The organism is Micromonospora sp. CA-248089, from assembly GCF_050948515.1.
Classification (GTDB): Bacteria; Actinomycetota; Actinomycetes; order Mycobacteriales; family Micromonosporaceae; genus Micromonospora.
The window spans coordinates 2,838,932-2,859,154 of the sequence record NZ_CP192016.1 but is presented as its reverse complement, the minus strand read 5'-3'; the positions used below and the strand labels follow the sequence as shown (position 1 = coordinate 2,859,154).

Here is a 20,223-nt window from a genome sequence, read left to right as displayed (position 1 = left end):
AGCCTGGAAGACGTGGCGGACCGCGTCGCCGCCACCAAGGCGATCATCGCCGACTACACCGCCAAGACCGGCGTCAAGGTCAACCTGGTCACCGTCAACGAGGACCAGTTCCCGTCCCTCATCGCCTCCAGCGCCGCCGCCGGCGACCTGCCCGACGTGGTCGGCTCGGTCTCCCTGGCCGGGGTGCGGACGCTGTCCGCCAACGAACTCCTCGACGTCGACGCCAACGGCACCGTCGTCGACCGGCTCGGCAAGGACACGTTCACGCCCCGCGCGCTGGAACTCACCAGCGACGGCGGCAAGCAGCTCGCCGTACCCAGCGACGGGTGGGGTCAGCTGCTGGTCTACCGCAAGGACCTGTTCGCCGCCGCCGGCCTGCCGGCGCCCGACACGTACGAGAAGATCGCCGCCGCGGCGGCGAAGCTGAACACCGGCGGCGTCGCCGGCATCACCGCGGCCACCTCCCCCGGCGACGTGTTCACCCAGCAGACCTTCGAGCACCTGGCGCTGGCGAACAACTGCCGGCTCACCGACGACTCCGGAAAGGTCACGCTCGACTCCCCCGAGTGCGTCGAGGCGTTCCGCTTCTACGGCGACCTGATGCGGAACAACTCGGTCAAGGGCGCCCAGGACGTCGACACCACCCGGGCCACCTACTTCGCCGGCAAGGCGGCCATGCTGATCTGGTCGCCGTTCATCCTCGACGAGCTGGCCGGGCTGCGCGCCGACGCCCGCCCGACGTGCCCGCAGTGCCAGTCCGACCCGGCCTGGCTGGCGCGCAACAGCGGCTTCGTCACCGCGATCAAGGGCCCCAACGGCACCGAGCCGGCCCAGTACGGCGAGGTCAGCTCCTGGGCCGTGCTCGACGGCGCCGTCGACCCGGCGAAGTCGTTCGTGGAGTACATGCTCTCCGACGGCTACCCGCGCTGGTTCGGCATGTCCCCCGAGGGGCGCTTCCCGGTGCGCACCGGCACGCCGGAGGACAAGCAGAAGTTCCGCACCGCCTGGAACACCAGCCCGGCCGGCGTGGACACCAAGAAGCCGCTGTCCGAGGTCTACGGCGAGGACGTGCTCGCCACGCTGCGTCGCAGCCCCGACACGTTCCAGCGGTGGGGCCTGACCGAGAACCAGGGCAAGCTCGTCGGCGCCATCCTCGGTGAACTGCCGGTACCCAAGGCGCTCGCCGACGTCGTCGGCGGCAAGTCCGACGCCCGCGCCGCCGCCGAACGCGCCCGCAAGGACGTCGAGGCGATAGCCAAGGGCGTCAATTGACCACCACCGCGCCGGAGGCCGGCCGCTCCCTCGCACCGGAGCGACCCCGCCGACCCGGCCGACGTCCGCTGACACTGCGCCGCCGCGAGTCCCGCGCCGGGCTCGCGCTGGTCAGCCCGACCCTGCTCGTCGTGGTCGCGGTGATCGGCATACCCATCGTCTGGACGGTGGTGCTGGCCTTCCAGCGGGTACGCCTGGCGACGCTGCGCAAGACCGGCCTGTTCGGCGAGCTGACGCTGGACAACATCGACCGGGTCCTGCACACGCCCGGGTTCGCCGACACGCTCTGGACCACAGTGCTCTACAGCGTCGGCGGCACCGCCGGCTCGATAGTGGTGGGCCTGGCGGCGGCGCTCGCCGTACGCGGGCCGTTCCGGGGCCGCACGCTGGTCCGCGCTTCGATGCTGCTGCCGTACGTGGCGCCGGTCGTCGCCATGACGTTCGTCTGGCAGGTGATGCTCGACCCGCAGCTCGGCATCGTCAACGACTGGGGCAAGCGCTTCCTCGGCTGGGATCAGCCGGTGCCGTTCCTGTCCCAGGAGTCCACCGCGCTGTGGACGGTGATCGCGTTCGAGGCGTGGCGCTACTTCCCGTTCGCGTTCCTGTTCCTGCTGGCCCGGCTGCAGGCGGTGCCGGGCGAGCTGGAGGAGGCCGCCCGGGTCGACGGTGCCACACCCACGCAGCGGTTCCGGCACATCCTGCTGCCGCAGCTCATGCCGGTGATCGCCTTGATCGGCGTGCTCCGCTTCATCATGACGTTCAACAAGTTCGACGACGTGTACCTGCTCACCGGCGGCGCCGCCGGCACCGAGGTGGTCAGCGTCCGGGTCTACCAGTTCCTCACCGCCCGCACCGACATCGGCGCGGCCGCCGCCCAGGCGGTCGTGCTCGCCGTGGTGCTGCTCGTGTTCGTGGCCATCTACCTGCGCTTCTTCGGCGCGCGACGGGAGGCGTGATGGACCGGGACCGGATCGAGACGGTGAGCCTGCGCTGGCTGCGCCGGCTGGTGATCGCCGGGTTCCTGGTGGTCACGCTGCTGCCGTTCTGGTACATGCTGGTGCTGTCGGTACGCCCGATCGAACGTCTGCTGCTGGAGCCCGGTTCGCTCTGGGTGCCGTTCGGCGAGCTGACCGTCGCCACGTACGCCGAGGTGCTGAAGTCCGTCTCCGACGGCGGCCAGGGCTTCCTCACGTTCATCCGCAACAGCGGCCTGGTGGCGCTCGCCGCCACCGCGCTCACCCTGGTGATCGCCATTCCCGGCGCGTACGCGGTGTCCCGCCTGCGGTTCTTCGGCCGCCGGCAGGTCAGCGCGCTGTTCCTGGCGGTCTACCTGTTCCCGTCGATCGTCATCGCGATCCCGCTGTTCGTGGTCTTCACCCGGGCCGGGCTGCGCGGGTCGCTGACCGGCCTGGTGCTCGTCTACATCTCGCAGACGCTGCCGGTGTCGGTGTACATGCTGAAGAACTACTTCGAGACGATTCCGGTCAGCCTGGAGGAGTCGGCGGCGATCGACGGCGCGGGCCGGCTCGGCATCATCCGCCGGGTCAGCCTGCCCCTCGCGGCGCCCTCGGTGATGGCCGTCGCGCTGTACGACTTCATGATCGCCTGGAACGAATACCTGTTCGCGCTGCTGTTCATGGTCGACCGGCCGGACCGGTGGACCGTGTCGCTGGGGCTTTCGCTGCTCGCCGACGGCGTCGAGGTGCCCAAGACGGTGCTGATGGCCGGATCGGTCATCCTCACGCTGCCGATCGTGGTGCTGTTCTTCGCCGGGGAGCGAATGCTCACCGAGGGACTCACCAGCGGAGCAGAGAAGGGCTGAGCGTCCGTGCCAGGATGATCGGGTGCGAGCATCACGGGAGCGCCGGGCCGGCGCGCGGGCGGCCCGGATGCTCACCGAGGTGCTCGCCCCGACCGTCCTGGTCACCGCGCTGCCGCTGATCGCCGCCGCCCGGGTCAGCCGCTCGGCCGGCCAGTTCCTGCTCTGGGGCGGCATCGCGCTGACGTTCTGCGCCGTCATCCCGATCGGCGTGCTCGTGCACGGCGTACGCCGGGGGCGCCTCACCGACCGGCACGTCGGCGACCGCACGCAGCGGGCCCGGCCGCTGTCGATCGGGCTGGCCTCGGTCGCGGCCGGGTTGCTCCTGCTGGCGGCGGTACGCGCACCGGCCGAGCTGTTCGCCGTGATCGTGGTGGTCTTCGTGGTCGGCGCGGCCTGCGCGCTGGTGAACCACTGGTGGAAGCTGAGCATCCACGCGGCGGTGGCCGCCGCCACGGTCGCCGTGCTGGTGCCGCTGACCGGCCCGGCCGCGAACCTCGGCTGGGTGCTCGTCGCGGCCGTCGGCTGGTCCCGGGTACGGCTGGGCGACCACACCTGGCCGCAGGTGCTGGCCGGTGTGGCGCTGGGCGGGCCGCTCGCCGCCGGCACGTTCCTGGCGCTCGCCTGACTGCCGCCACAAGATCAGCTACGGTGGCGTCATGGGCAAGCCGACCCGCTGGGTGACCGACACGAACCCCGGCCATTCGCAGTGGTACGTGGACCGGTTCCGTCAGCTCGCCGCCGAGGGCGCCGACCTGGCCGGTGAGGCGCGGCTGCTGGACGCGCTCGTACCGCCCGGCGCCCGTGTCCTGGACGCCGGCTGCGGCACCGGCCGCGTCGCCGCCGCGCTCGCCGCGCGCGGGCACACCGCCGTGGGCGTGGACGCCGACCCGACGCTGGTCGAGGCGGCCCGCGCCGACCACCCCGGTCCCCGCTTCCTGGTCGCCGACCTGGCCGAGCTGGACCTGGCCGCGCAGGGCGAGGCGGAGCCGTTCGACGCCGCGGTGCTGGCCGGCAACGTGATGGTCTTCGTCGCCCCCGGCACCGAACGCGACGTGCTGGCCCGCGTCGCCGCGCACGTCCGGCCGGACGGCCTGGTCGTGGTCGGCTTCGCCACCGACCGCGGCTACCCGGTGGCCGAACTGGACGCCGACGCGGTGGCCGCCGGGCTGCGCCCCGAGCACCGCTTCGCCACCTGGGACCTGCGACCGTGGCGCGACGACGCCGACTTCGCGGTCACCGTGCTGCGCCGCCCGGCCGGCTGACCCACTGCTCATTTCGGCCTGCTCAGCTCCGGACCAGCCCGGCCCTCGCCCGGCTCGGCCCCGGCCCTCGCCTGACGCGTTCGAGCCGGCCGCCCGGCGCTCAGGCGGGCGCGGCCACCGTCCGGGCGGCCTCCGGGTCGAGCGGGCTGCCGGCCGGCAGCAGGTCCACCAGGCCCGCCGGCAGCCGCGCCGGGCGTACGCCCGCGTACCCGAGCATGCCCGGGACGTCGGCGCCGGTCAGCGCGTACCGTCGGCCCAGGTCGGTGACCACGCAGATCGCGCCGCCGGTCGCGCCCGGCGCGGGCACCGCCTCCACCAGCGCGCCGCGGCCCGGCTCGACCACTACCGCGTCGGCGAGCCCGGCCCGGCCGCCCGGGGCCCGCGCGGCGGCGGCCGGCGCGGTGACGCCGAGGCGCAGTTCGCGTACGCCGGTGTCGTCGCCGGCCCGCGCGCAGAGCGCACCCTCGGCGGCGGCCAGCCGGGGCGGTACGGCGGGCGGCGCGGTCGGCCCGCCCGGCACCAGACCGGGCAGCTTCGGCAGCGCGGCGAACCGGCCGAGCGTGATCGGTTCCGGCTCCCGCTGGCCGGTGCGGGTCAGCAGCAAGGCGGCCTGCAACTCGGTGATCGCTGCCAGCCCGCCGCGCTGGGCGACCGCGTACTGCCGGCTGCCACCGGAGTTGCGCACCAGGTAGACGTCGCCCACCGCCGCGCCGGTGACCCGCTCGGACGGCTCACCGAGGTCGTCCACCGGCGGCGGGGCCAGGTCGGCGCCGGCCGGGAGCGTGTTCAGCAGCGCCGCCGCCACCGGCACCGCCCGTTCCCGGGTGGCGGCCAGCGCGGCGAGCACCCGGTCGGTGTCGCGCAGCAGGTAGCGCCGGTCGTGCCAGAGCAGGTGCAGGCCGCCGTCCGGGTGGCGGGCGAGCAGGCCCTGGTCGCCGAGCGCCCGGCCACCGGTGGCCTCCCGTCCGATCAGCAGCACCGAGCGGGCCTCGCCGCGCCCGGCCTCCCCGCGCCCCGTGTCGTCGCCCGGTACCGAGCAGAGCGTCCAGGCGTCGCGGACGAGCCGGTTCGACGCGGGCAGCGAGTCCGGCGCGTCGGCGATGCCCAGCGGCAGACCGCGCGGCACTCCCTCGATGGCGCGGCGGCCGACCAGCACCGTCTTCGGCTGCTCCGCCCCGATGATCAGCAGCGCTGAGGCGTAGTTGAGCACCGGGTGCAGCTTGTCGTCGCGGTAGACGAAACGCGCGCCCGACTCCTTCTCCACGATCACCGCGCCGGTCTCGCGCCACGAGTCACCGCCGCCGGTGAACAGGCCGTAGAGCGCGACGCCGCCGAGCGCGATCGCCGCGACCAGGACGCTGGCCAGACCGGCGCCGGCGAGCCGGCGGAACGGGGACTGCGGCGGGTCCGTCTCCCGCATGACGAGCGCGGCGACCGCCCGCTGGACGGTGAACTGGTACGAGTGCAGCTGGTCCTGCCGCGACGCCATCGGGTCCCTTCCGGCTGGGATGGTCGGCGCACAGGATAAGCGCTCCGTCGATGCCCCGGCGACCCTGCGTGTCCCCGCCCCCACCCCCGCCCCGCCCCGCCCGCCGATCTTGCAGTTGCCGCCCCGACAAACCAGTCACAACGGGCATACGTCGGGCACCAAGTGCAAGATCGGCGAGGGCGGGGGCGGCGATGGTGGCGGATCGGGTACCCCCTGGGGTATGTTTGCGAGCAGGAGGTGCGACGTGAATCTTCGACCGGAGATGACAGGTGAGGCACTGACCCGGCTCAAGCGGGCCCGGGGGCAGCTCAACGCCGTCATCGAGATGATGGAGAACGGCGAGGACTGCCGCGCCGCGCTGACCCAGCTCGCCGCGGTCTCCAAGGCCATCGACCGGGCCGGCTTCAAGATCATCGCCTCCGGCATGCGCTACTGCGACGCCGCCCGCCAGGCCGGCGAGGAGCCGGAGATGACCGAGGAGGAGCTGGAGAAGCTCTTCCTGTCCCTGGCCTGACGACTTCCTCGCCCGACGACTCCCTGGCCCGACGGCGCCCGCCTGACCGGCTGAAACCCGCCCGCGCCGTGTGACAGCGACCCGGGCGGGTAAACACCTGCCTGGAATTCACAGGCCGCAGACTGTTCTTCGCATACCCCCCGGGGTATATAGACAATGAGAGGAAATGACATGACCCTCGACGTGTCCGTCATCGCGACCTCCTCGCTCGGCGACCGCAGCTACCTCGCCTCCGACGGCCGGGTGGCGGTGGTGGTCGACCCGCAGCGCGACATCGACCGCATCCTGTGCCTGGCCGGCGCCAAGGGCGTACGGATCACCCACGTGGTCGAGACGCACATCCACAACGACTACGTCTCCGGCGGCCTGGAACTGGCCCGGATCACCGGCGCGCAGTACCTGGTGGCCGCCGCCGACACCGTCGAGTTCGACCGCACGCCGGTGTCCGACGGCGACACCGTGCCGGTGTCGGACACGATGCGGCTGCGGGTGATCGGCACCCCGGGCCACACGTTCCACCACCTGTCGTACGCGCTCGACGAGCGCGACGGCGACTGGACGCCGGCCGGCGTGTTCACCGGCGGCTCGCTGCTGTTCGGCACCACCGGCCGCACCGACCTGCTCGGCCAGCAGCACGCGCACGAGCTGGCGCACCACCAGTACGCCTCGGCCCGCAAGCTGGCCGACCTGCTGCCCGACGGCGCGCAGGTGTGGCCCACGCACGGCTTCGGCAGCTTCTGCTCGGCCAGTCAGGCCGACGCCCCCGAGTCGACGATCGGCCGGGAGAAGGAGGCCAACCCGGTGCTGCGGCTGGCCGCCGACCAGTTCGTCACCGAGACGCTGGCCGGGCTGGACGCCTACCCGGCGTACTACGCGCACATGGGTGTCGCCAACGCCGCCGGTCCCGCCCCGGTCGACCTCACGCCGGTGGCCCGTGCCGACGCCGACGAGCTGCGCCGTCGCATCGCCGCCGGCGAGTGGGTGGTCGACCTGCGCCACCGCAAGGCGTACGCGGCCTCGCACCTGGCCGGCACCGTCAGCCTCGGCCTGGACGGGCCGATGTCGACGTGGCTCGGCTGGCTGATCGACTGGGGTGTGCCGATCACGTTCCTGGCGCAGACCCCGGAGCAGGTCGCCGACGCCCAGCGGGAACTGGTCCGCATCGGCATCGACCGCCCGGCCGCCCAGGCCACCGGCGAGCCCGAGCAGTGGACCGCCGACCCGTCGCAGCTGCGCGAGATGGCGGTGGCCGACTTCGGCGCGCTCGCCGCCGCGCAGGCCGACAAGACCCCGGCCGGGCTGCCCGAGCCGCAGGTCGTCCTCGACGTGCGGATGACGAACGAGTGGAAGGCCGGACACATCGACGGCGCGGTGCACGTGCCGCTGCCGGACGTGCCGAAGCGCCTCGCCGACATCCCCGCCGGGACGATCTGGGTGCACTGCGGCTCCGGCTACCGGGCCACCGCCGCCGCGTCCCTGCTCGCCAACGCCGGCCGGGACGTGGTGCTGATCGACGACGCGTACGCCCGGGCCGAGGCGGCCGGCGTTCGCATGGCGACCACCGCCTGACCTCTCCCCCAGCGCCCGGCCGGTGCGTCCGTACACCGGCCGACGCCGGACCCTGCCCGAAAACATCCCGTTCAAGGAGACAGAGCATGACCACGACCACCCCGACCATCGACGCGGCCGGCCTGCGCGAGCTGATCGCCGCCGGACGTACGCCCCGGATGCTCGACGTGCGGACGCCCGGCGAGTTCGAGGCGGCCCACATCCCCGGCGCGTACAACGTTCCGCTGGACCTGCTCCGGGAACACCGCGCCGAGCTGCGCAGCCACCTGGACGAGGACGTGGTGCTGATCTGCCGCTCCGGCGCCCGGGCGAGCCAGGCCGGGCAGGCGCTGGCCGGTGTCGGCCTGCCCAACCTCAAGGTGCTCGACGGCGGCATGCTGGCCTGGCAGGCCACCGGCGCGCAGGTCAACCAGGGCCGGTCGCGCTGGGACCTGGAGCGCCAGGTACGCCTCGTCGCCGGTTCGATCGTGCTCGCCGCCGTGCTCGGCTCGGTGTTCGTGCCGGGCCTGAAGTGGGTCGCCGCCTTCATCGGCGCGGGCCTCACGTTCGCCGCGCTCACCAACACGTGCGCGATGGGCATGCTGCTGAGCAAGCTGCCGTACAACCGGGGCGCGAGCTGCGACCTGGACACCATCGTGGGGCAGTTGCGCGACGGGGACCGCAGGTGACCACCCTCGCCCTGACGCTGGCCGGCGCGGTGCTGATCGGCGTGACGCTGGGCCTGCTCGGTGGCGGCGGGTCGATCCTCGCCGTGCCGCTGCTGGTCTACGTCGCCGACCTGCCCGCCAAGGAGGCGATCGCCACCTCGCTGCTGGTCGTCGGCGTGACCAGTGCGGTGGGCGTGCTGCCGCACGCCCGCGCGAACCGGGTCCGCTGGCGCACCGGGCTCATCTTCGGGGTGGCCGGCATGACCGGCGCGTACGCGGGCGGCCGACTGGCCGAGTTCGTCCCGGCGGGCGTCCTGCTCACCGGGTTCGCCCTGATGATGCTCGCCACCGCGGTCGCCATGCTCCGGGGCCGGCGATCCGCCGAGGGCCGACCGGCCCCGTCCGAGCTGCCGGCGCTGCGGGTGATCGTCGACGGAGTGGTGGTCGGCCTGGTCACCGGTCTGGTCGGCGCGGGCGGGGGCTTCCTGGTCGTACCGGCCCTGGCCCTGCTGGGCGGGTTGCCGATGCCGGTCGCGGTCGGCACCTCGCTGGTGGTCATCGCGATGAAGTCGTTCGCCGGCCTGGCCGGCTACCTGTCCAGCGTGCAGATCCACTGGGGTCTGGCCGCCGGGGTCACCGCCGCCGCTGTCGTCGGCAGCCTGCTCGGTGGCCGGCTCGCCGGGCGGATCCCGGCCGACGTGCTGCGTCGCGGCTTCGGCTGGTTCGTCGTGGTGATGGGCGTGTTCGTGCTCGCGCAGCAGTTGCCGCCGGTCTGGGGACTCGCCGTGGGAGCGCTTGCCGTGGCCGGTACGGTCACCATGGCGGTGTGGGGCCGCCGGAGGAGGGGACACAGTGGACAGCAGCGCCTGGGACAGCCGGTACGCCGACACGCCCGGACTGGTGTGGAGCGCTGAGCCCAACCGTTTCGTGGTCGAGTCGGTCACCGGCCTGACCCCCGGCTCGGCACTCGACATCGCCGCCGGCGAGGGCCGCAACGCGGTCTGGCTGGCCGGTCAGGGCTGGCGGGTGAACGCGGTCGACTTCTCCTCGGTCGCCGTGGACCGGGGGCGGGAACTGGCCGCCGCGCGGGGCGTGACAGTCGACTGGCGGGTCGCGGACGTGACCGCGTACCGGCCGGTGCCGAACAGCTACGACCTGGTGCTGATCAGCTACCTGCACCTGGCGGCGCCCGAGTTCGCCCGGGTGCTCGCCGCGGCGAAGTCGGCGCTGCGCCCCGGCGGCACGCTCGTGGTGGTCGGCCACGACCTGGCCAATCTCTCCGGCGGCATCGGCGGCCCGCAGGACCCGGACGTGCTGCTCACGCCGGAGTCGGTGGTCGACGGGCTGGCCGGGCTGCGCGTACAGCGGGCCGAGACGACCCGCCGGCCGGTCCCGGCCACCGACGGCGGTACCGTCGACGCGCTGGACACCGTGGTGGTCGCCACCCGCCCCGCCGACTGACCGCCGTCCGCCGTCGTTTCGCCGGGCCGGGCCGGGACCGGCCGGTAGCATCCGGGGACGGATCGGCGGAGAGGACACCGGGTGGGCGCGCGTTTCGAGGAACTGGCCTGGCGGGAGACGCCGATCGGCGAGATCAGCCTGCGGCGTCGCCGTGACCCGGCGCTGGACTCCGAGGTGTACGAGGTGAAGCTCGACGACGAGTACCTCATGTCCAGCGCCTTCCCGGTCGCGGAGATCGAACTGGCCCGGCTCGGGCTGGCCCCGCTCACCGGTGACGCGCTGGACGTGGTGGTCGGCGGGCTCGGCCTCGGCTACACCGCGCGGACCGCGCTGGAGGATCCCCGGGTGCGCTCGCTGGTGGTGGTTGAGGCGATCGAGGACGTGATCGACTGGCACCGGCGGGATCTGCTGCCGTTCGCCGCCGGGCTGGCCACCGATCCGCGTACCCGGTTCGTCCGGGCGGACTTCTTCGCCGCGGTCGCCGGCGACGGTCTCGACCCGGATGAGCCCGGGCGCCGCTTCCACGCGGTGCTGCTGGACGTGGACCACTCCCCCCGCCAGGTGCTGCACCCCAGCCACGCCCCGTTCTACACGGTCGACGGGCTGCGCCGGCTGGCCGCGCTGCTGCACCCGGAGGGCGTCTTCGCGCTGTGGTCGAACGACCCGCCGGACCCGGCGTTCCAGCGCACGCTGACCGAGGTGTTCCCGACCTCGGTGGCGCACGTCGTCCGGTTCCCGAACCCGTTGCAGGGCCGGGAGGCGGCGAACACCGTGTACGTGGCCCGGCACTGATCCACCCGGCGGCGCATGGCCGCACGAGCAGCGGGAAAGCGCACGGCCCACCGTACGACGGGAGGCTGGGACATGCGCGCGTTGCTCTGGGTGGTCGGCGTGGTCGCCGGTGTGCTCATCCTGCTCGGGCTGCTGCTGGAGGCGGTCCGCTGGCTCGTCATCATCGGCGTGATCGCGCTCGCCGCGGTGATCATCTTCGGGATCGTGAAGGGCCGGCGGGTGGTGCACCAGCATTCGACCCGCCGCCGCTGACCTGCGGAGAAGTGTGACTCACCCGGCAACCTACGTAAGCGTAGGTTACCGGGCGGTTAAGTTAGGCTGGGGGCGTCATCCACGCGACGAGGAGTAACGGCGATGGACGCGACCGCCCAGCGACCCTGGACCCGCAGCTACGCACCCGGCGTGCCGGCGGAGATCGCCGAGCCGACCGGCTCGCTCGTCGACCTGCTCACCGAGGCGGCCGGGCGGTTCGGTCCCCGGGTCGCGCTCGACTTCTACGGCGCCACCACCACGTTCACCGAGCTGGCCGACCAGGTGGCCCGCGCCGCCGAGGCGCTGCGCCGGCTCGGCGTCGGCCCGGGTGACCGGGTGGCGCTGGTGCTGCCGAACTGCCCGCAGCACGTGGTCGCCTTCTACGCCGTGCTGCGCCTCGGCGCGGTGGTGGTCGAGCACAACCCGCTCTACACCGCCGACGAGCTGGACCGGCAGCTCACCGACCACGGCGCGACGGTCGCGATCGCGTGGGACAAGGTCGCGCCGCTGGTGGCGGGACGCGGCGCCGTGCGTACCGTGGTGGCGGTCGACCTGACCGCGGCGCTGCCGCGGCTCAAGCGGTGGGCGCTGCGGGTGCCGCTGCCGAAGGTCCGCGCCGCCCGCGCCGCGATGACCGCCCCCGCGCCCGGCGCGCTGGCCTGGTCGGACCTCGTCTCCGCCGCCGGGCCGCTGCCCGCGAGCCATCCCGCGCCGGAGGCCGGCGACGTGGCGCTGCTCCAGTACACCGGCGGCACCACCGGCGAGCCCAAGGGCGCCGTGCTGACCCACCGCAACCTGCGCGCCAACGCCGCGCAGGGCCGCGCCTGGGTACCGGGCCTGCGCGACGGCGCGGAGACGGTGTACGCGGTGCTGCCGCTGTTCCACGCCTACGGGCTGACGCTCTGCCTCACCTTCGCCGTCAGCATCGGCGCGACGCTGGTGCTGTTCCCCCGCTTCGACGCCGACCAGGTGCTCGACGCCGTCCGCCGCCGCCCGCCGACGTTCCTGCCCGCGGTGCCGCCGGTCTACGCGAAGCTGGCCACCGTCGCCCGCGAACGCGGCGTCGACCTCACCTCCATCCGGTACGCGATCTCCGGCGCGATGTCGCTGCCACCGGCCATCGTGGAGCTGTGGGAGCAGGTGACCGGCGGCCTGCTGGTCGAGGGGTACGGGATGACCGAGACGTCCCCGATCACCGTGGGCAACCCGGTCGCCCCCAGCCGCCGCCCCGGCACCGTCGGCGTGCCGTTCCCCTCCACCGACGTCCGCATCGTCGACCCGGAGGACCCGAGCCGCGACCGCGCCCCGGGCGAGGCCGGCGAGCTGCTGGTCCGCGGCCCGCAGGTGTTCTCCGGCTACTGGCACCGGCCCGAGGAGACCGCCAAGGTGCTGCTGCCGGGCGGCTGGATGCGTACCGGCGACATCGTCACCATGGACGCCGACGGCTTCGTCACGGTGGTCGACCGGATCAAAGAGCTGATCATCACCGGCGGCTTCAACGTCTATCCGTCCGAGGTGGAGGAGGCGCTGCGCCGCGTCCCCGGCGTCCGCGAGGCCGCCGCCGTGGGAATGCCCACCGACGACGGCGAGGTGGTCGTCGCCGCGGTGGTGGTCGACCCGGCGGTGGCCTGTACGCCGGAGACGATCCGCACCTCGTGCCGCACCCACCTGGCCGGGTACAAGGTGCCGCGCCGGGTCGTGGTCGTCGACGAGCTGCCGTACTCCCAGATCGGCAAGATCCTGCGCCGCGAGGTCCGCGAACGGCTGCTCGCCGGCCGCTGACCCGACCCGCCCGTTTGCCGGCAGGACGGCGGGGGTAAACGGGCGTCCATGGTGGATTCACGGGGCAAGTCAGTCGGTCGTTACCTCATGCGCCTGGTCGGCGGCGTCGCCGTCATCTTCGGCCTGCTCGGCATCTTCGCCACGCTCGCCGACGGAAACCTGGTCGGGATCGTGCTCAGCCTCGTGTTCATCGGCGGCGGGATCTTCCTGCTCAAGCGCTCCGGCCCCGACCGGCGGACCGACCCGGTGCCGCCCGCCGTGCGCTGAGCGCACCCGCCGCGCCGGGCCGCGCTGTCCCGGAAGTGTCGGTGCCGCCGCCTACGCTGTGACGATGGTCGACAGGCGTCAGGTGATGGCCTTCCGCGTGCGCGCCCAGCAGCTCGACCGGGCGCACGGCTCGCTCGCCGACACCGCCGTGCTCGACATCGGCGTGCAGGACACCGGCCCCGACGGCGGCCGCTGGGCGCTCGCCACGCGCGGGGTCGACGTGACCCCGCTGAACGGCGACGACCTGGTCCTGCTCTGGACCGTACGCGGCGCCCCGCACCTCTACCGCCGCCCCGACGTGGGCGCGGTGGCCGCTGCGGTCGAGCCGTTCTCCGACGCCGACGCGGGCAAGCGCATCTACGACGCGGCGAAGCCGTTGAAGGCCGCCGGCATCGGCATCCTCGACGCGCTCGACGAGGTGGCCGCGCGAATGCGGGAGATCGTCCGCAAGCCGACCGTCAAGGGCGAGGTCTCCGGCCGCCTCGCGGAGATGATGCCCGAGCCCTACCTGCGGCACTGCCGGCCGTGCGACGCGACCCACCTCTACGAGATGCCGTTCCGGCTCGCCGCCGTACGCGCCGGGCTGGAGCTGCGGCTCGACACGTCACCGCCGGTCCTGGAACGCATCCGCGCCTTCCGTCCGGCCGCCGCGGCCGGCGACCGGTTCGAGCTCATCCGCGCCTACCTTCGGCTGCTCGGCCCGGCCACGCCCAAGCACGTCGCCGACTACCTCGACGCCCCGGTCAAGGAGGTCAAGGGCCGCTGGCCGCACGACGCGGTCGAGGTGAGCGTCGACGGTGAGACGCGCTGGCTGCTCGCCGACGACGAGGCGGCGCTGGCGTCGGCGGACGCCACGACGACCCGCCTGCTCGGCCCGTTCGACCTGTTCCTCCAGGCGAAGGACCGGTCGACGCTGGTGCCCGACGTGGCCCGAGCCAAGGAGCTGTGGCCGGTGCTGGGCCGTCCCGGAGCGGTGCTCGCCGACGGGGAGCTGGCCGGCGCCTGGCGGCCCCGCAAGTCCGGCCGGTCGTTCACCGTCGCGGTCCAGCCGTGGCGCAGGCTCACCGGCAGCACCCGGGAGGCGGTGGTCGCGGAGGCCGAGCGCCTCGCCGCGTACCGGGGTGTGCCGCTCGCGGGTGTCGACTTCGCCGACTGACCGCCTAGCGCGTCCGCCCGATCGCCGTCCAGGCCGACGCCGGGACCTCCACCGGCCACCGTTCGCCGAGCAGCGACGCGCACCTGTCGCGCAACGCCGCGCGGCCCGCCGCGTCGAGCCGCTGGACGTGGTCCCCGGCCGGGCCCACACCGAGCGTGTACGGCTCCCACCACTGGTCGAAGCTCGCGAAACGTGTCCGGACGGTGAGCACGGAGGACCGCACGTCCCGCAGCCCGGCGGCGGTGAACAGCTCGGCGAGGTGCTCTTCCCGCGCCCCGGCGAGCCCTGACTCGTCGTGCGCATCCGGGTCGAGCGACCGGACCGCCTGCCAGAACACGGTCAGCGGCCCACGCCCACCGGCGTGGTCCCACACGCAGGCCGCCACCACGCCCCCGGGTCGGGTCACCCGGCCCATCTCCCGCAGCCCGGCAACCGGGTCCGTCATGAAGTGCACGACGAGCTGAGCGAGGGTGACGTCGAAGCCGCCGTCGGGGAACGGCAGCAGCTCGGCCGACGCCCGCCGGACATCGGCCCCCGGCAAACGCACCCGGGCCGCCTCGACGAACGGCGCCGACGGGTCGACAGCCGACACCGCCTCGGGCCCCAGCCGTGCCACCAGCTCCGCGGTCAACGCTCCGGTGCCGCAGCCGACATCAAGCGCCCGCTGCCCCGGCGTGACACCCGCGGCGTCGGCGAAGCGCACCGCCAGCGCCTCGGCGAATCGGCCCATGGACCGGCCGTACGCGGAAGCGTCCACATCGAAGCTCACCGCATCAGGCTAGCAACGCCAGTGCGATGATCATGTCCATGATTGTCTGGATCAACGGTGCGTTCGGCGTCGGCAAGACGACCACGGCACGGCTGCTCACGGACGCGCTTCCGGACGCGCGGCTGTTCGACCCGGAGTTCCTCGGCTCGATGCTCACCGCGTTCGTCACCCCGCCGACCGACGACTTCCAGGACCTGCCACTGTGGCGTCACCTCGTCGTGCAGACGGTCACCGGGCTGGACCGGCACCACCCGGGCATCTGGATCGTGCCGATGAGCCTGCTCGACCCGGCGTATCGCACGGAGATCCTCGGCGGCATCCGCACCGCCGGCGCCGACGTCCGCGAGGTGGTGCTCACGCTCCCCGAGGACCGGTTGCGTGCGCGCATCGACGCCGACCAGCTCGAGACCGGCGCACGCGGCTGGCGGCACGACCACATCGACCGGGCCCTGGCCACGTTCGCGTCGGTGACCGACGCCCGTCTGATCGACGCCTCCGCCCCGCCCGAGCAGGTGGCCGACGCCGTCGCCGCGCACGTGCGTGCCGAAACTCGCTGTCGGGCTTCCGGGCACGGTGATAGACATCCGGCGTGATCGAGCCCCTGACGTTTTCCGATCGGCTGCGGCTGATCGACGACCGGTCGGCCGCCTTCCGGGAGGCGGTCGCCGCCGCGCCGGACCTCGACGCGCCGGTGCCGACCTGCCCCGAGTGGACGCTGTTCGACCTGGCCCGGCACATCGGCCAGGGGCGCCGCTCCTGGGCGGCCACCGTCGCCGCCGGTCCCGAGGCGTCCGGACGGGCCGCCCCCGGTGGTCCCGACGCTCCCCGGGAGCGTACGGCGCTGCGGGACTGGCTCGCCGAGTCCACCGAGCAGCTGCTGGCCGCGCTGCGCGACGCCGGACCCGATCGTGCCTGCTGGACGTGGTGGGACACGTCGCAGTCGCCGCAGAACTGCGGCGCGGTCGCCCGACACCAGCTCCAGGAGATCGCGGTGCACACCTACGACGCCCAGCTCACCGTGGGCGCGCCGCAGCCGCTGCCGGTCGAGGTGGCCCTCGACGGCGTGGCGGACTTCCTGTTCACCTGCTGCGCGACCACGGTGCCGTGGCCGTACGAGCCGGCCGTCCTCGACTACCACCTCACCGAGGGCGGATGGTGGCGCGTGCGGCTCTCCCCCGACGGCGTACGGGTCACCAACCTGCCCGCCGGAGCCGATGCGGACCCGGCCGACACCGCCGCCCGGTCCACCGCCGGTGACCTGGTCCTGGCCTTCTACGGCCGGATACCGCTGGACGCGCTCACCATCGAGGGCGACCGGCAGGTGCTCGACCGGATCGCGGCGTGGGACCCGGACGCGTAGCCGCCGTCACCGGTGGGCGAAGACGAATCCGCCCTCGACGTCCGGCGCGGGACGATGCGTCATCTCGGCCTCGACGGTGAACCCGGCGTCGGTCAGCCAGGCCGCGACCCGCCCCGGTGGACGGCGGTGCACGTAGACGCGCATCGGGTGCCCGCCGTACCCCTGTGTCTTGAGCCGGCTGCCGTCACCGGCGTGGAATCCGAGCAGCACGACGCCGCCGGACCGCAGCACCCGGTGGAATCCGGCGAGGACGGCGGGCACCTCGTCGTCCGGGACGTGGATCAGGGAGAACCAGGAGAGCAACCCGGTCAGGCACTCGTCGGTGAGGTCCAGACGGGTCATCGAGCCCACCTCGAAGCGGACGCCCGGGTGGTCGCGCCGCGCCAGGTCGATCATCGCCGGTGACAGGTCGATGCCGAACGCGCTCAAGCCCAGATCGCGCAGGTGCCGGGTGATCCGGCCCGGTCCGCAGCCGACGTCTGCGACCGGGCCGCTCCCCCGCGCCCGGACCAGCTCGGCGAAGAGCGCGAGGATGCCGCGCTGGAACGGCTCGTTCGCCAGGGCATCACGCAGCAGGTCGGCGTAACTGGACGCAACCGTGTCGTAGGAGGTGCGGGTGTCGTCCAGCCAGCTGGGATCGCTCACGCCGCGCACGATAGCCGCGAACGAACGGGCGACAGTGGGAGGATGGTCGGCATGCCGGGTCGTGCGTTGAGCTTCGGAGCGGCCGCGCAGGCGTACGAGCGTTTCCGGCCCGGCTATCCCGAGGAACTGGCCGACCTGGTGCTGGCGTACGCGGGCCGCCCGATCCGGACCGCCCTGGAGATCGGCGCCGGGACCGGCAAGGCGACCCGGCTGTTCGCCCGGCGCGGCATCGCGGTCACCGCCACCGACCCGGACCCCGCGATGCTCGCCGAACTGCGCCGGCACGTCCCGGCCGAGGTACGGGTCCGACAGGCCGCGTTCGAGGAGTTGCCCGCCGACGAGCGCCACGACCTGGTGTACGCGGCGGCGGCGCTGCACTGGACCGACCCGGACCGGCGGTGGGAGCGGGTGGCCGCGCTGCTGACGCCCGGTGGCGTGTTCGCCTCGTTCGGCGGGCCGCTGCGACTGGCCGACCCGGCGCTGCGCGACGCGGTCGCCGCCGCCCGGGCCGAGTTCCTCGCCGACGACGAGATCCCGTCGCCGGACGGAACGTCACCGGAGGCCGGCATGCAGTGGCCCGGCACCGAGCTGCGCGCCTCCGAGTGGTTCACCGACGTGCGGCAGGAGGTCATCGAACGGCGGATCACGACGAGTGCCGACGAATACATCGGTCTGCTGTCGACCGTCTCGGCCTATCTCGAACTGCCGCCGCACGTACGCGAGCAGGTGTTCCGCCGCGTCCGGGACGTCCTGCCCGGCACGGTCGAGGTCACCGCCGACGTCACGGTCCACCTGGCCCGGCGGACGTCACCAGGTAGGCGGTCAGCCGGTCGGCGAGCGGGCCCGGACGACTGAGCGCCATCGCGTGGCCGCCGTCGATCTCGTCCGGCACCACGCCGAGCCGGTCGGCGGCCACCCGGCGTTGGAAGTCGGCGGGGAAGAACCGGTCGTCGCGGCCGATCAGCACCGCCGTCGGCACGGCCGGCCAGGTGGCGAGCGGCCACGGCTCGTCCCACTCCGCGCTGACCTGCTGCCGGCCGTGCGCGGGCGCCTCGGCGACGATCTCGGGCGGCACGCCGTTGTAGAACTGCTGCTCCTCGCTGAGCCCTTCCGGCTCGCGGTAGCCGGTGTTGCCCCACCAGTCCCCCGGCTTCTCACCGGGCCGCGGAATCATCGGGGTGAGCAGGACCAGCTGCCGCACCGGCAGCCGGTCGGCGACCAGCGGTGCGGTGAACGCGCCGTACGAGTGCCCGACCACCACGAGGTCGTCGCGGTCACCGACGGCGTCGACCACCGCCTGGCGGAAGTCGGCGAACCCCGCCGACCGGTCGCCGATCGGCAGCTCCGGCACCACCGCGTCGTGACCCCGGGCGGCCAGCTCGGGAACCAGCAGATGCCAGTCCCACGCGCTGCCCCCGCCACCGTGGATGAGCACGAACGTCGTCATACCCGGGACCCTCCCACACGGGTACGACATGCGGTCGCGGTCAGTGCGGAAATGCCCGCGGGATCCGGGTGGCCCGCAGCTCGTCGCGGAACGCCTCGATGCGGGTGATGACCTGACGCCGCCCGATCGTGTTCTCGATCCGGTCGAGGTAGAGGCAGCGGGCGGCGAGCCGGGGCAGGTCGACGGAGAAGTAGATCGCCATGAGGGGGTTGACGAACAGGTCGCCGTGGCTGGTACGCCGGCTGAACCGTACGTCTCCGCACGTGCCGCCGGTGGCGGCGGCGATCTGCCCCTGGACGATGCTCGGCCGGTGCGGGGTGGCGGCCTGGGCCTGCGCGACCGCCTCGCGGTAGAGCACCGCCTCACGGCTGGAGCCCGGAATGGACAGCGCGCCGAGGTAGCCGCCCTCCCGGTCGAGCGCGGCCAGGTTCTCCAGCACCTCGACGTGGTTGACGCCGTCGTGCGCGTCGATGCCGAACCCGAGACTGCTCACCAGCCGGATCGGCACGTCCAGCCCGGCCACGGCGGCCAGGCTGGTGATGTCCTCCACCGGGGTGCCCAGGCCGCTCTCGTCACCGCGCAACAGGATGTCGGTGCCGCCGTCGACGAGCACGATCGCGTCGAGGTCGAGCCGGTCGACCAGGTGCCGGTACGCCTCACGAAGCGGCTGCACGCCCAGCGGCGGGAAGGCGTACACGGTCGACGGCAGGTCCCGGCCCGCCAGCCAGCGGGCCAGGTGCGCCTCCGGGAAGTACCAGTCCGGGCTGAGGGTGTCCGGCCGGATCGCCGCCACGTGCTCGTCCACCCACACCTGCCGGTCGAGCAGTTCCAGCTCCGAGAAGGAGAGGCTGGCCAGGTGCACCCGCTTGCCAGCCTGCCACAGCGCCAGCGCCAGCGGCAGGCCGGCGTACACGTCGAAGCCGCCACCGGCTCCGGCGATCAGGACGTCGCGTGCCGGGGCCAGGGCGGCGAACAACGGCGGAACGGCCAAGGTGTACGCGGCGGTGTCGGTCACCAGATGATGATCTCCGCTCGCGTGGCGGACCGCTGCCCCGTGGCCACCCGGTCGAGGCACGGCCCGGGGCCGGGACCCGCTCGTTCAAACCGGGCGGCCGAACGTCACCGCCTCCCGGACCAGCTTCGGCGCCTTCTCCGCCAGTTGCGCGTCCGGCCGCGCGCCGAGCGCGTCGTTCACCGTGGAGAAGGCCAGCCGGAACGCGATCAGCGTGGTCGCCTCGAAGATCTCCCGGTCGCTCAGGCCGACGTCGCGCAGGCGTTGCGCGTCGGCCTCGGTGGTGGCGTTCGGATCCGTCACGACCCGGCGGGACCAGTCGGCCAGAGCCGTCTCCCGCTCGGACAGGTCCGCCTCGTCGCCGCGCAGGACCCCGGCGGCGGTCGCCTCGTCGCTCATCCCGGCCAGCCGGGCGCCCCAGGCCAGCGAGCAGTACGAGTCGCCGCGCGCGGCAGCGGTGGCGGCGACCAGCACGGCCACCTCCCGCGAGGACAACGTGGACTCGGACAGCAGTTCGGTGCGCGTGTTCTGGAAGGACATCAGCACGTCGGGTCGCCAGCACCAGACGCGGGTGAGGTTGTTCACGTAGCCGTCGGCGGCGAGGTCGTCCTCGTACGCGGCTTTCGCCGCCGGGCTCTGCGGCGGTTCGGGGAGGAAGGCGGAATTCATGCGGGCAGTCTGCGCCACCCGGGCGCCCCCCACTGG

The 20,223-nt window shown here is 73.6% G+C and carries 24 protein-coding genes; 18 read left to right on the top strand and 6 right to left on the bottom strand.

Translation table 11 applies throughout. From position 1 onward, the window contains the following. The first annotated feature begins 12 nt into the window (after nucleotides 1-12). The 5 genes from ACQP26_RS13630 to ACQP26_RS13610 are packed head-to-tail and all read left to right on the top strand — an operon-like array spanning nucleotide 13 to nucleotide 4,356. Entirely contained in the window at nucleotides 13-1,272 is a 1,260-nt protein-coding gene (locus ACQP26_RS13630; RefSeq protein ID WP_269706614.1) for an ABC transporter substrate-binding protein, read from the top strand. Next, nucleotides 1,269-2,228: a carbohydrate ABC transporter permease gene (locus tag ACQP26_RS13625; protein ID WP_433495883.1), complete on the top strand. Its 960-nt coding sequence runs from the start codon at nucleotides 1,269-1,271 to the stop codon at nucleotides 2,226-2,228. The genes ACQP26_RS13630 and ACQP26_RS13625 overlap by 4 nt, the downstream gene beginning before the upstream one ends. After that, a complete protein-coding gene (locus ACQP26_RS13620; protein WP_269706616.1) occupies nucleotides 2,228-3,094 on the top strand; it encodes a carbohydrate ABC transporter permease in 867 nt (288 codons plus the stop codon). The genes ACQP26_RS13625 and ACQP26_RS13620 overlap by 1 nt, the downstream gene beginning before the upstream one ends. A 22-nt stretch (nucleotides 3,095-3,116) precedes the next feature. Continuing rightward, nucleotides 3,117-3,719 (top strand): phosphatase PAP2 family protein, encoded by a 603-nt coding sequence (locus tag ACQP26_RS13615; RefSeq protein WP_433495882.1) that lies wholly within the window; start codon nucleotides 3,117-3,119, stop codon nucleotides 3,717-3,719. A 31-nt stretch (nucleotides 3,720-3,750) separates the two neighbouring features. Further along, on the top strand, nucleotides 3,751-4,356 hold the full coding sequence (locus ACQP26_RS13610; protein ID WP_269706618.1) for a class I SAM-dependent methyltransferase: 606 nt from the start codon (nucleotides 3,751-3,753) through the stop codon (nucleotides 4,354-4,356). Between the two features lie 100 nt (nucleotides 4,357-4,456). On the opposite strand, the gene eccB is transcribed toward ACQP26_RS13610, so the two are convergent. Beyond that, nucleotides 4,457-5,845, bottom strand: a complete 1,389-nt coding sequence (eccB, locus tag ACQP26_RS13605) for a type VII secretion protein EccB (RefSeq protein ID WP_433495881.1) — start codon at nucleotides 5,843-5,845, stop codon at nucleotides 4,457-4,459. Between the two features lie 244 nt (nucleotides 5,846-6,089). Between eccB and ACQP26_RS13600 the strand changes: the two genes are divergently transcribed. The 10 genes from ACQP26_RS13600 to ACQP26_RS13555 all read left to right on the top strand — a co-directional run bounded on the left by ACQP26_RS13600 (nucleotide 6,090) and on the right by ACQP26_RS13555 (nucleotide 14,285). After that, entirely contained in the window at nucleotides 6,090-6,359 is a 270-nt protein-coding gene (locus tag ACQP26_RS13600; RefSeq protein WP_013285930.1) for a metal-sensitive transcriptional regulator, read from the top strand. Between the two features lie 171 nt (nucleotides 6,360-6,530). Further along, the gene (locus ACQP26_RS13595; protein WP_433495880.1) at nucleotides 6,531-7,928 is read left to right on the top strand and encodes a rhodanese-like domain-containing protein; all 1,398 of its coding nucleotides are present in this window, start codon (nucleotides 6,531-6,533) and stop codon (nucleotides 7,926-7,928) included. Between the two features lie 86 nt (nucleotides 7,929-8,014). Next, on the top strand, nucleotides 8,015-8,596 hold the full coding sequence (locus ACQP26_RS13590) for a rhodanese-like domain-containing protein (protein ID WP_269706621.1): 582 nt from the start codon (nucleotides 8,015-8,017) through the stop codon (nucleotides 8,594-8,596). After that, entirely contained in the window at nucleotides 8,593-9,489 is an 897-nt protein-coding gene (locus ACQP26_RS13585) for a sulfite exporter TauE/SafE family protein (protein ID WP_269706622.1), read from the top strand. The genes ACQP26_RS13590 and ACQP26_RS13585 overlap by 4 nt, the downstream gene beginning before the upstream one ends. Continuing rightward, nucleotides 9,428-10,036, top strand: a complete 609-nt coding sequence (locus ACQP26_RS13580) for a class I SAM-dependent methyltransferase (protein WP_269706623.1) — start codon at nucleotides 9,428-9,430, stop codon at nucleotides 10,034-10,036. Before ACQP26_RS13585 ends, ACQP26_RS13580 begins: the two co-directional genes overlap by 62 nt. Nucleotides 10,037-10,117: 81 nt before the next feature. Next, a complete protein-coding gene (locus ACQP26_RS13575) occupies nucleotides 10,118-10,828 on the top strand; it encodes a spermidine synthase (RefSeq protein WP_194801741.1) in 711 nt (236 codons plus the stop codon). A gap of 72 nt (nucleotides 10,829-10,900) precedes the next feature. Continuing rightward, a complete protein-coding gene (locus ACQP26_RS13570) occupies nucleotides 10,901-11,080 on the top strand; it encodes a hypothetical protein (protein ID WP_018787202.1) in 180 nt (59 codons plus the stop codon). Between the two features lie 102 nt (nucleotides 11,081-11,182). Beyond that, complete coding sequence (locus ACQP26_RS13565; RefSeq protein ID WP_269706624.1) at nucleotides 11,183-12,862, top strand: long-chain-fatty-acid--CoA ligase; 1,680 nt, start codon at nucleotides 11,183-11,185, stop codon at nucleotides 12,860-12,862. A 48-nt stretch (nucleotides 12,863-12,910) separates the two neighbouring features. Next, nucleotides 12,911-13,129 carry a hypothetical protein gene (locus ACQP26_RS13560; RefSeq protein ID WP_269706625.1) on the top strand — a complete coding sequence of 73 codons (219 nt, stop codon included), beginning with the start codon at nucleotides 12,911-12,913 and terminating at the stop codon, nucleotides 13,127-13,129. Nucleotides 13,130-13,193: 64 nt separating this feature from the next. After that, the gene (locus ACQP26_RS13555) at nucleotides 13,194-14,285 is read left to right on the top strand and encodes a winged helix DNA-binding domain-containing protein (protein ID WP_433495879.1); all 1,092 of its coding nucleotides are present in this window, start codon (nucleotides 13,194-13,196) and stop codon (nucleotides 14,283-14,285) included. A 4-nt stretch (nucleotides 14,286-14,289) separates the two neighbouring features. Here the strand turns inward: ACQP26_RS13555 and ACQP26_RS13550 are convergent, their stop codons facing one another. Further along, entirely contained in the window at nucleotides 14,290-15,054 is a 765-nt protein-coding gene (locus ACQP26_RS13550) for a class I SAM-dependent methyltransferase (protein WP_269706627.1), read from the bottom strand. A gap of 38 nt (nucleotides 15,055-15,092) precedes the next feature. On the opposite strand from ACQP26_RS13550, the gene ACQP26_RS13545 reads away from it, so the two are divergent. Beyond that, complete coding sequence (locus ACQP26_RS13545; protein ID WP_269706628.1) at nucleotides 15,093-15,647, top strand: AAA family ATPase; 555 nt, start codon at nucleotides 15,093-15,095, stop codon at nucleotides 15,645-15,647. Further along, a complete protein-coding gene (locus tag ACQP26_RS13540; RefSeq protein ID WP_269706629.1) occupies nucleotides 15,644-16,414 on the top strand; it encodes a maleylpyruvate isomerase N-terminal domain-containing protein in 771 nt (256 codons plus the stop codon). Before ACQP26_RS13545 ends, ACQP26_RS13540 begins: the two co-directional genes overlap by 4 nt. A 6-nt stretch (nucleotides 16,415-16,420) precedes the next feature. Here the strand turns inward: ACQP26_RS13540 and ACQP26_RS13535 are convergent, their stop codons facing one another. Beyond that, on the bottom strand, nucleotides 16,421-17,059 hold the full coding sequence (locus tag ACQP26_RS13535; protein WP_433495878.1) for a class I SAM-dependent DNA methyltransferase: 639 nt from the start codon (nucleotides 17,057-17,059) through the stop codon (nucleotides 16,421-16,423). Between the two features lie 51 nt (nucleotides 17,060-17,110). On the opposite strand from ACQP26_RS13535, the gene ACQP26_RS13530 reads away from it, so the two are divergent. Beyond that, the gene (locus tag ACQP26_RS13530; protein WP_269706631.1) at nucleotides 17,111-17,914 is read left to right on the top strand and encodes a class I SAM-dependent methyltransferase; all 804 of its coding nucleotides are present in this window, start codon (nucleotides 17,111-17,113) and stop codon (nucleotides 17,912-17,914) included. Here the strand turns inward: ACQP26_RS13530 and ACQP26_RS13525 are convergent. The 3 genes from ACQP26_RS13525 to ACQP26_RS13515 all read right to left on the bottom strand — a co-directional run bounded on the left by ACQP26_RS13525 (nucleotide 17,841) and on the right by ACQP26_RS13515 (nucleotide 20,187). Next, the gene (locus ACQP26_RS13525) at nucleotides 17,841-18,506 is read right to left on the bottom strand and encodes an alpha/beta fold hydrolase (protein ID WP_269706632.1); all 666 of its coding nucleotides are present in this window, start codon (nucleotides 18,504-18,506) and stop codon (nucleotides 17,841-17,843) included. The genes ACQP26_RS13530 and ACQP26_RS13525 overlap by 74 nt on opposite strands. 40 nt (nucleotides 18,507-18,546) lie before the next feature. Then, nucleotides 18,547-19,521 (bottom strand): DUF1152 domain-containing protein, encoded by a 975-nt coding sequence (locus tag ACQP26_RS13520; protein WP_269706633.1) that lies wholly within the window; start codon nucleotides 19,519-19,521, stop codon nucleotides 18,547-18,549. A gap of 84 nt (nucleotides 19,522-19,605) precedes the next feature. Beyond that, nucleotides 19,606-20,187: a carboxymuconolactone decarboxylase family protein gene (locus ACQP26_RS13515; protein WP_269706634.1), complete on the bottom strand. Its 582-nt coding sequence runs from the start codon at nucleotides 20,185-20,187 to the stop codon at nucleotides 19,606-19,608. Nucleotides 20,188-20,223 lie beyond the last annotated feature (36 nt).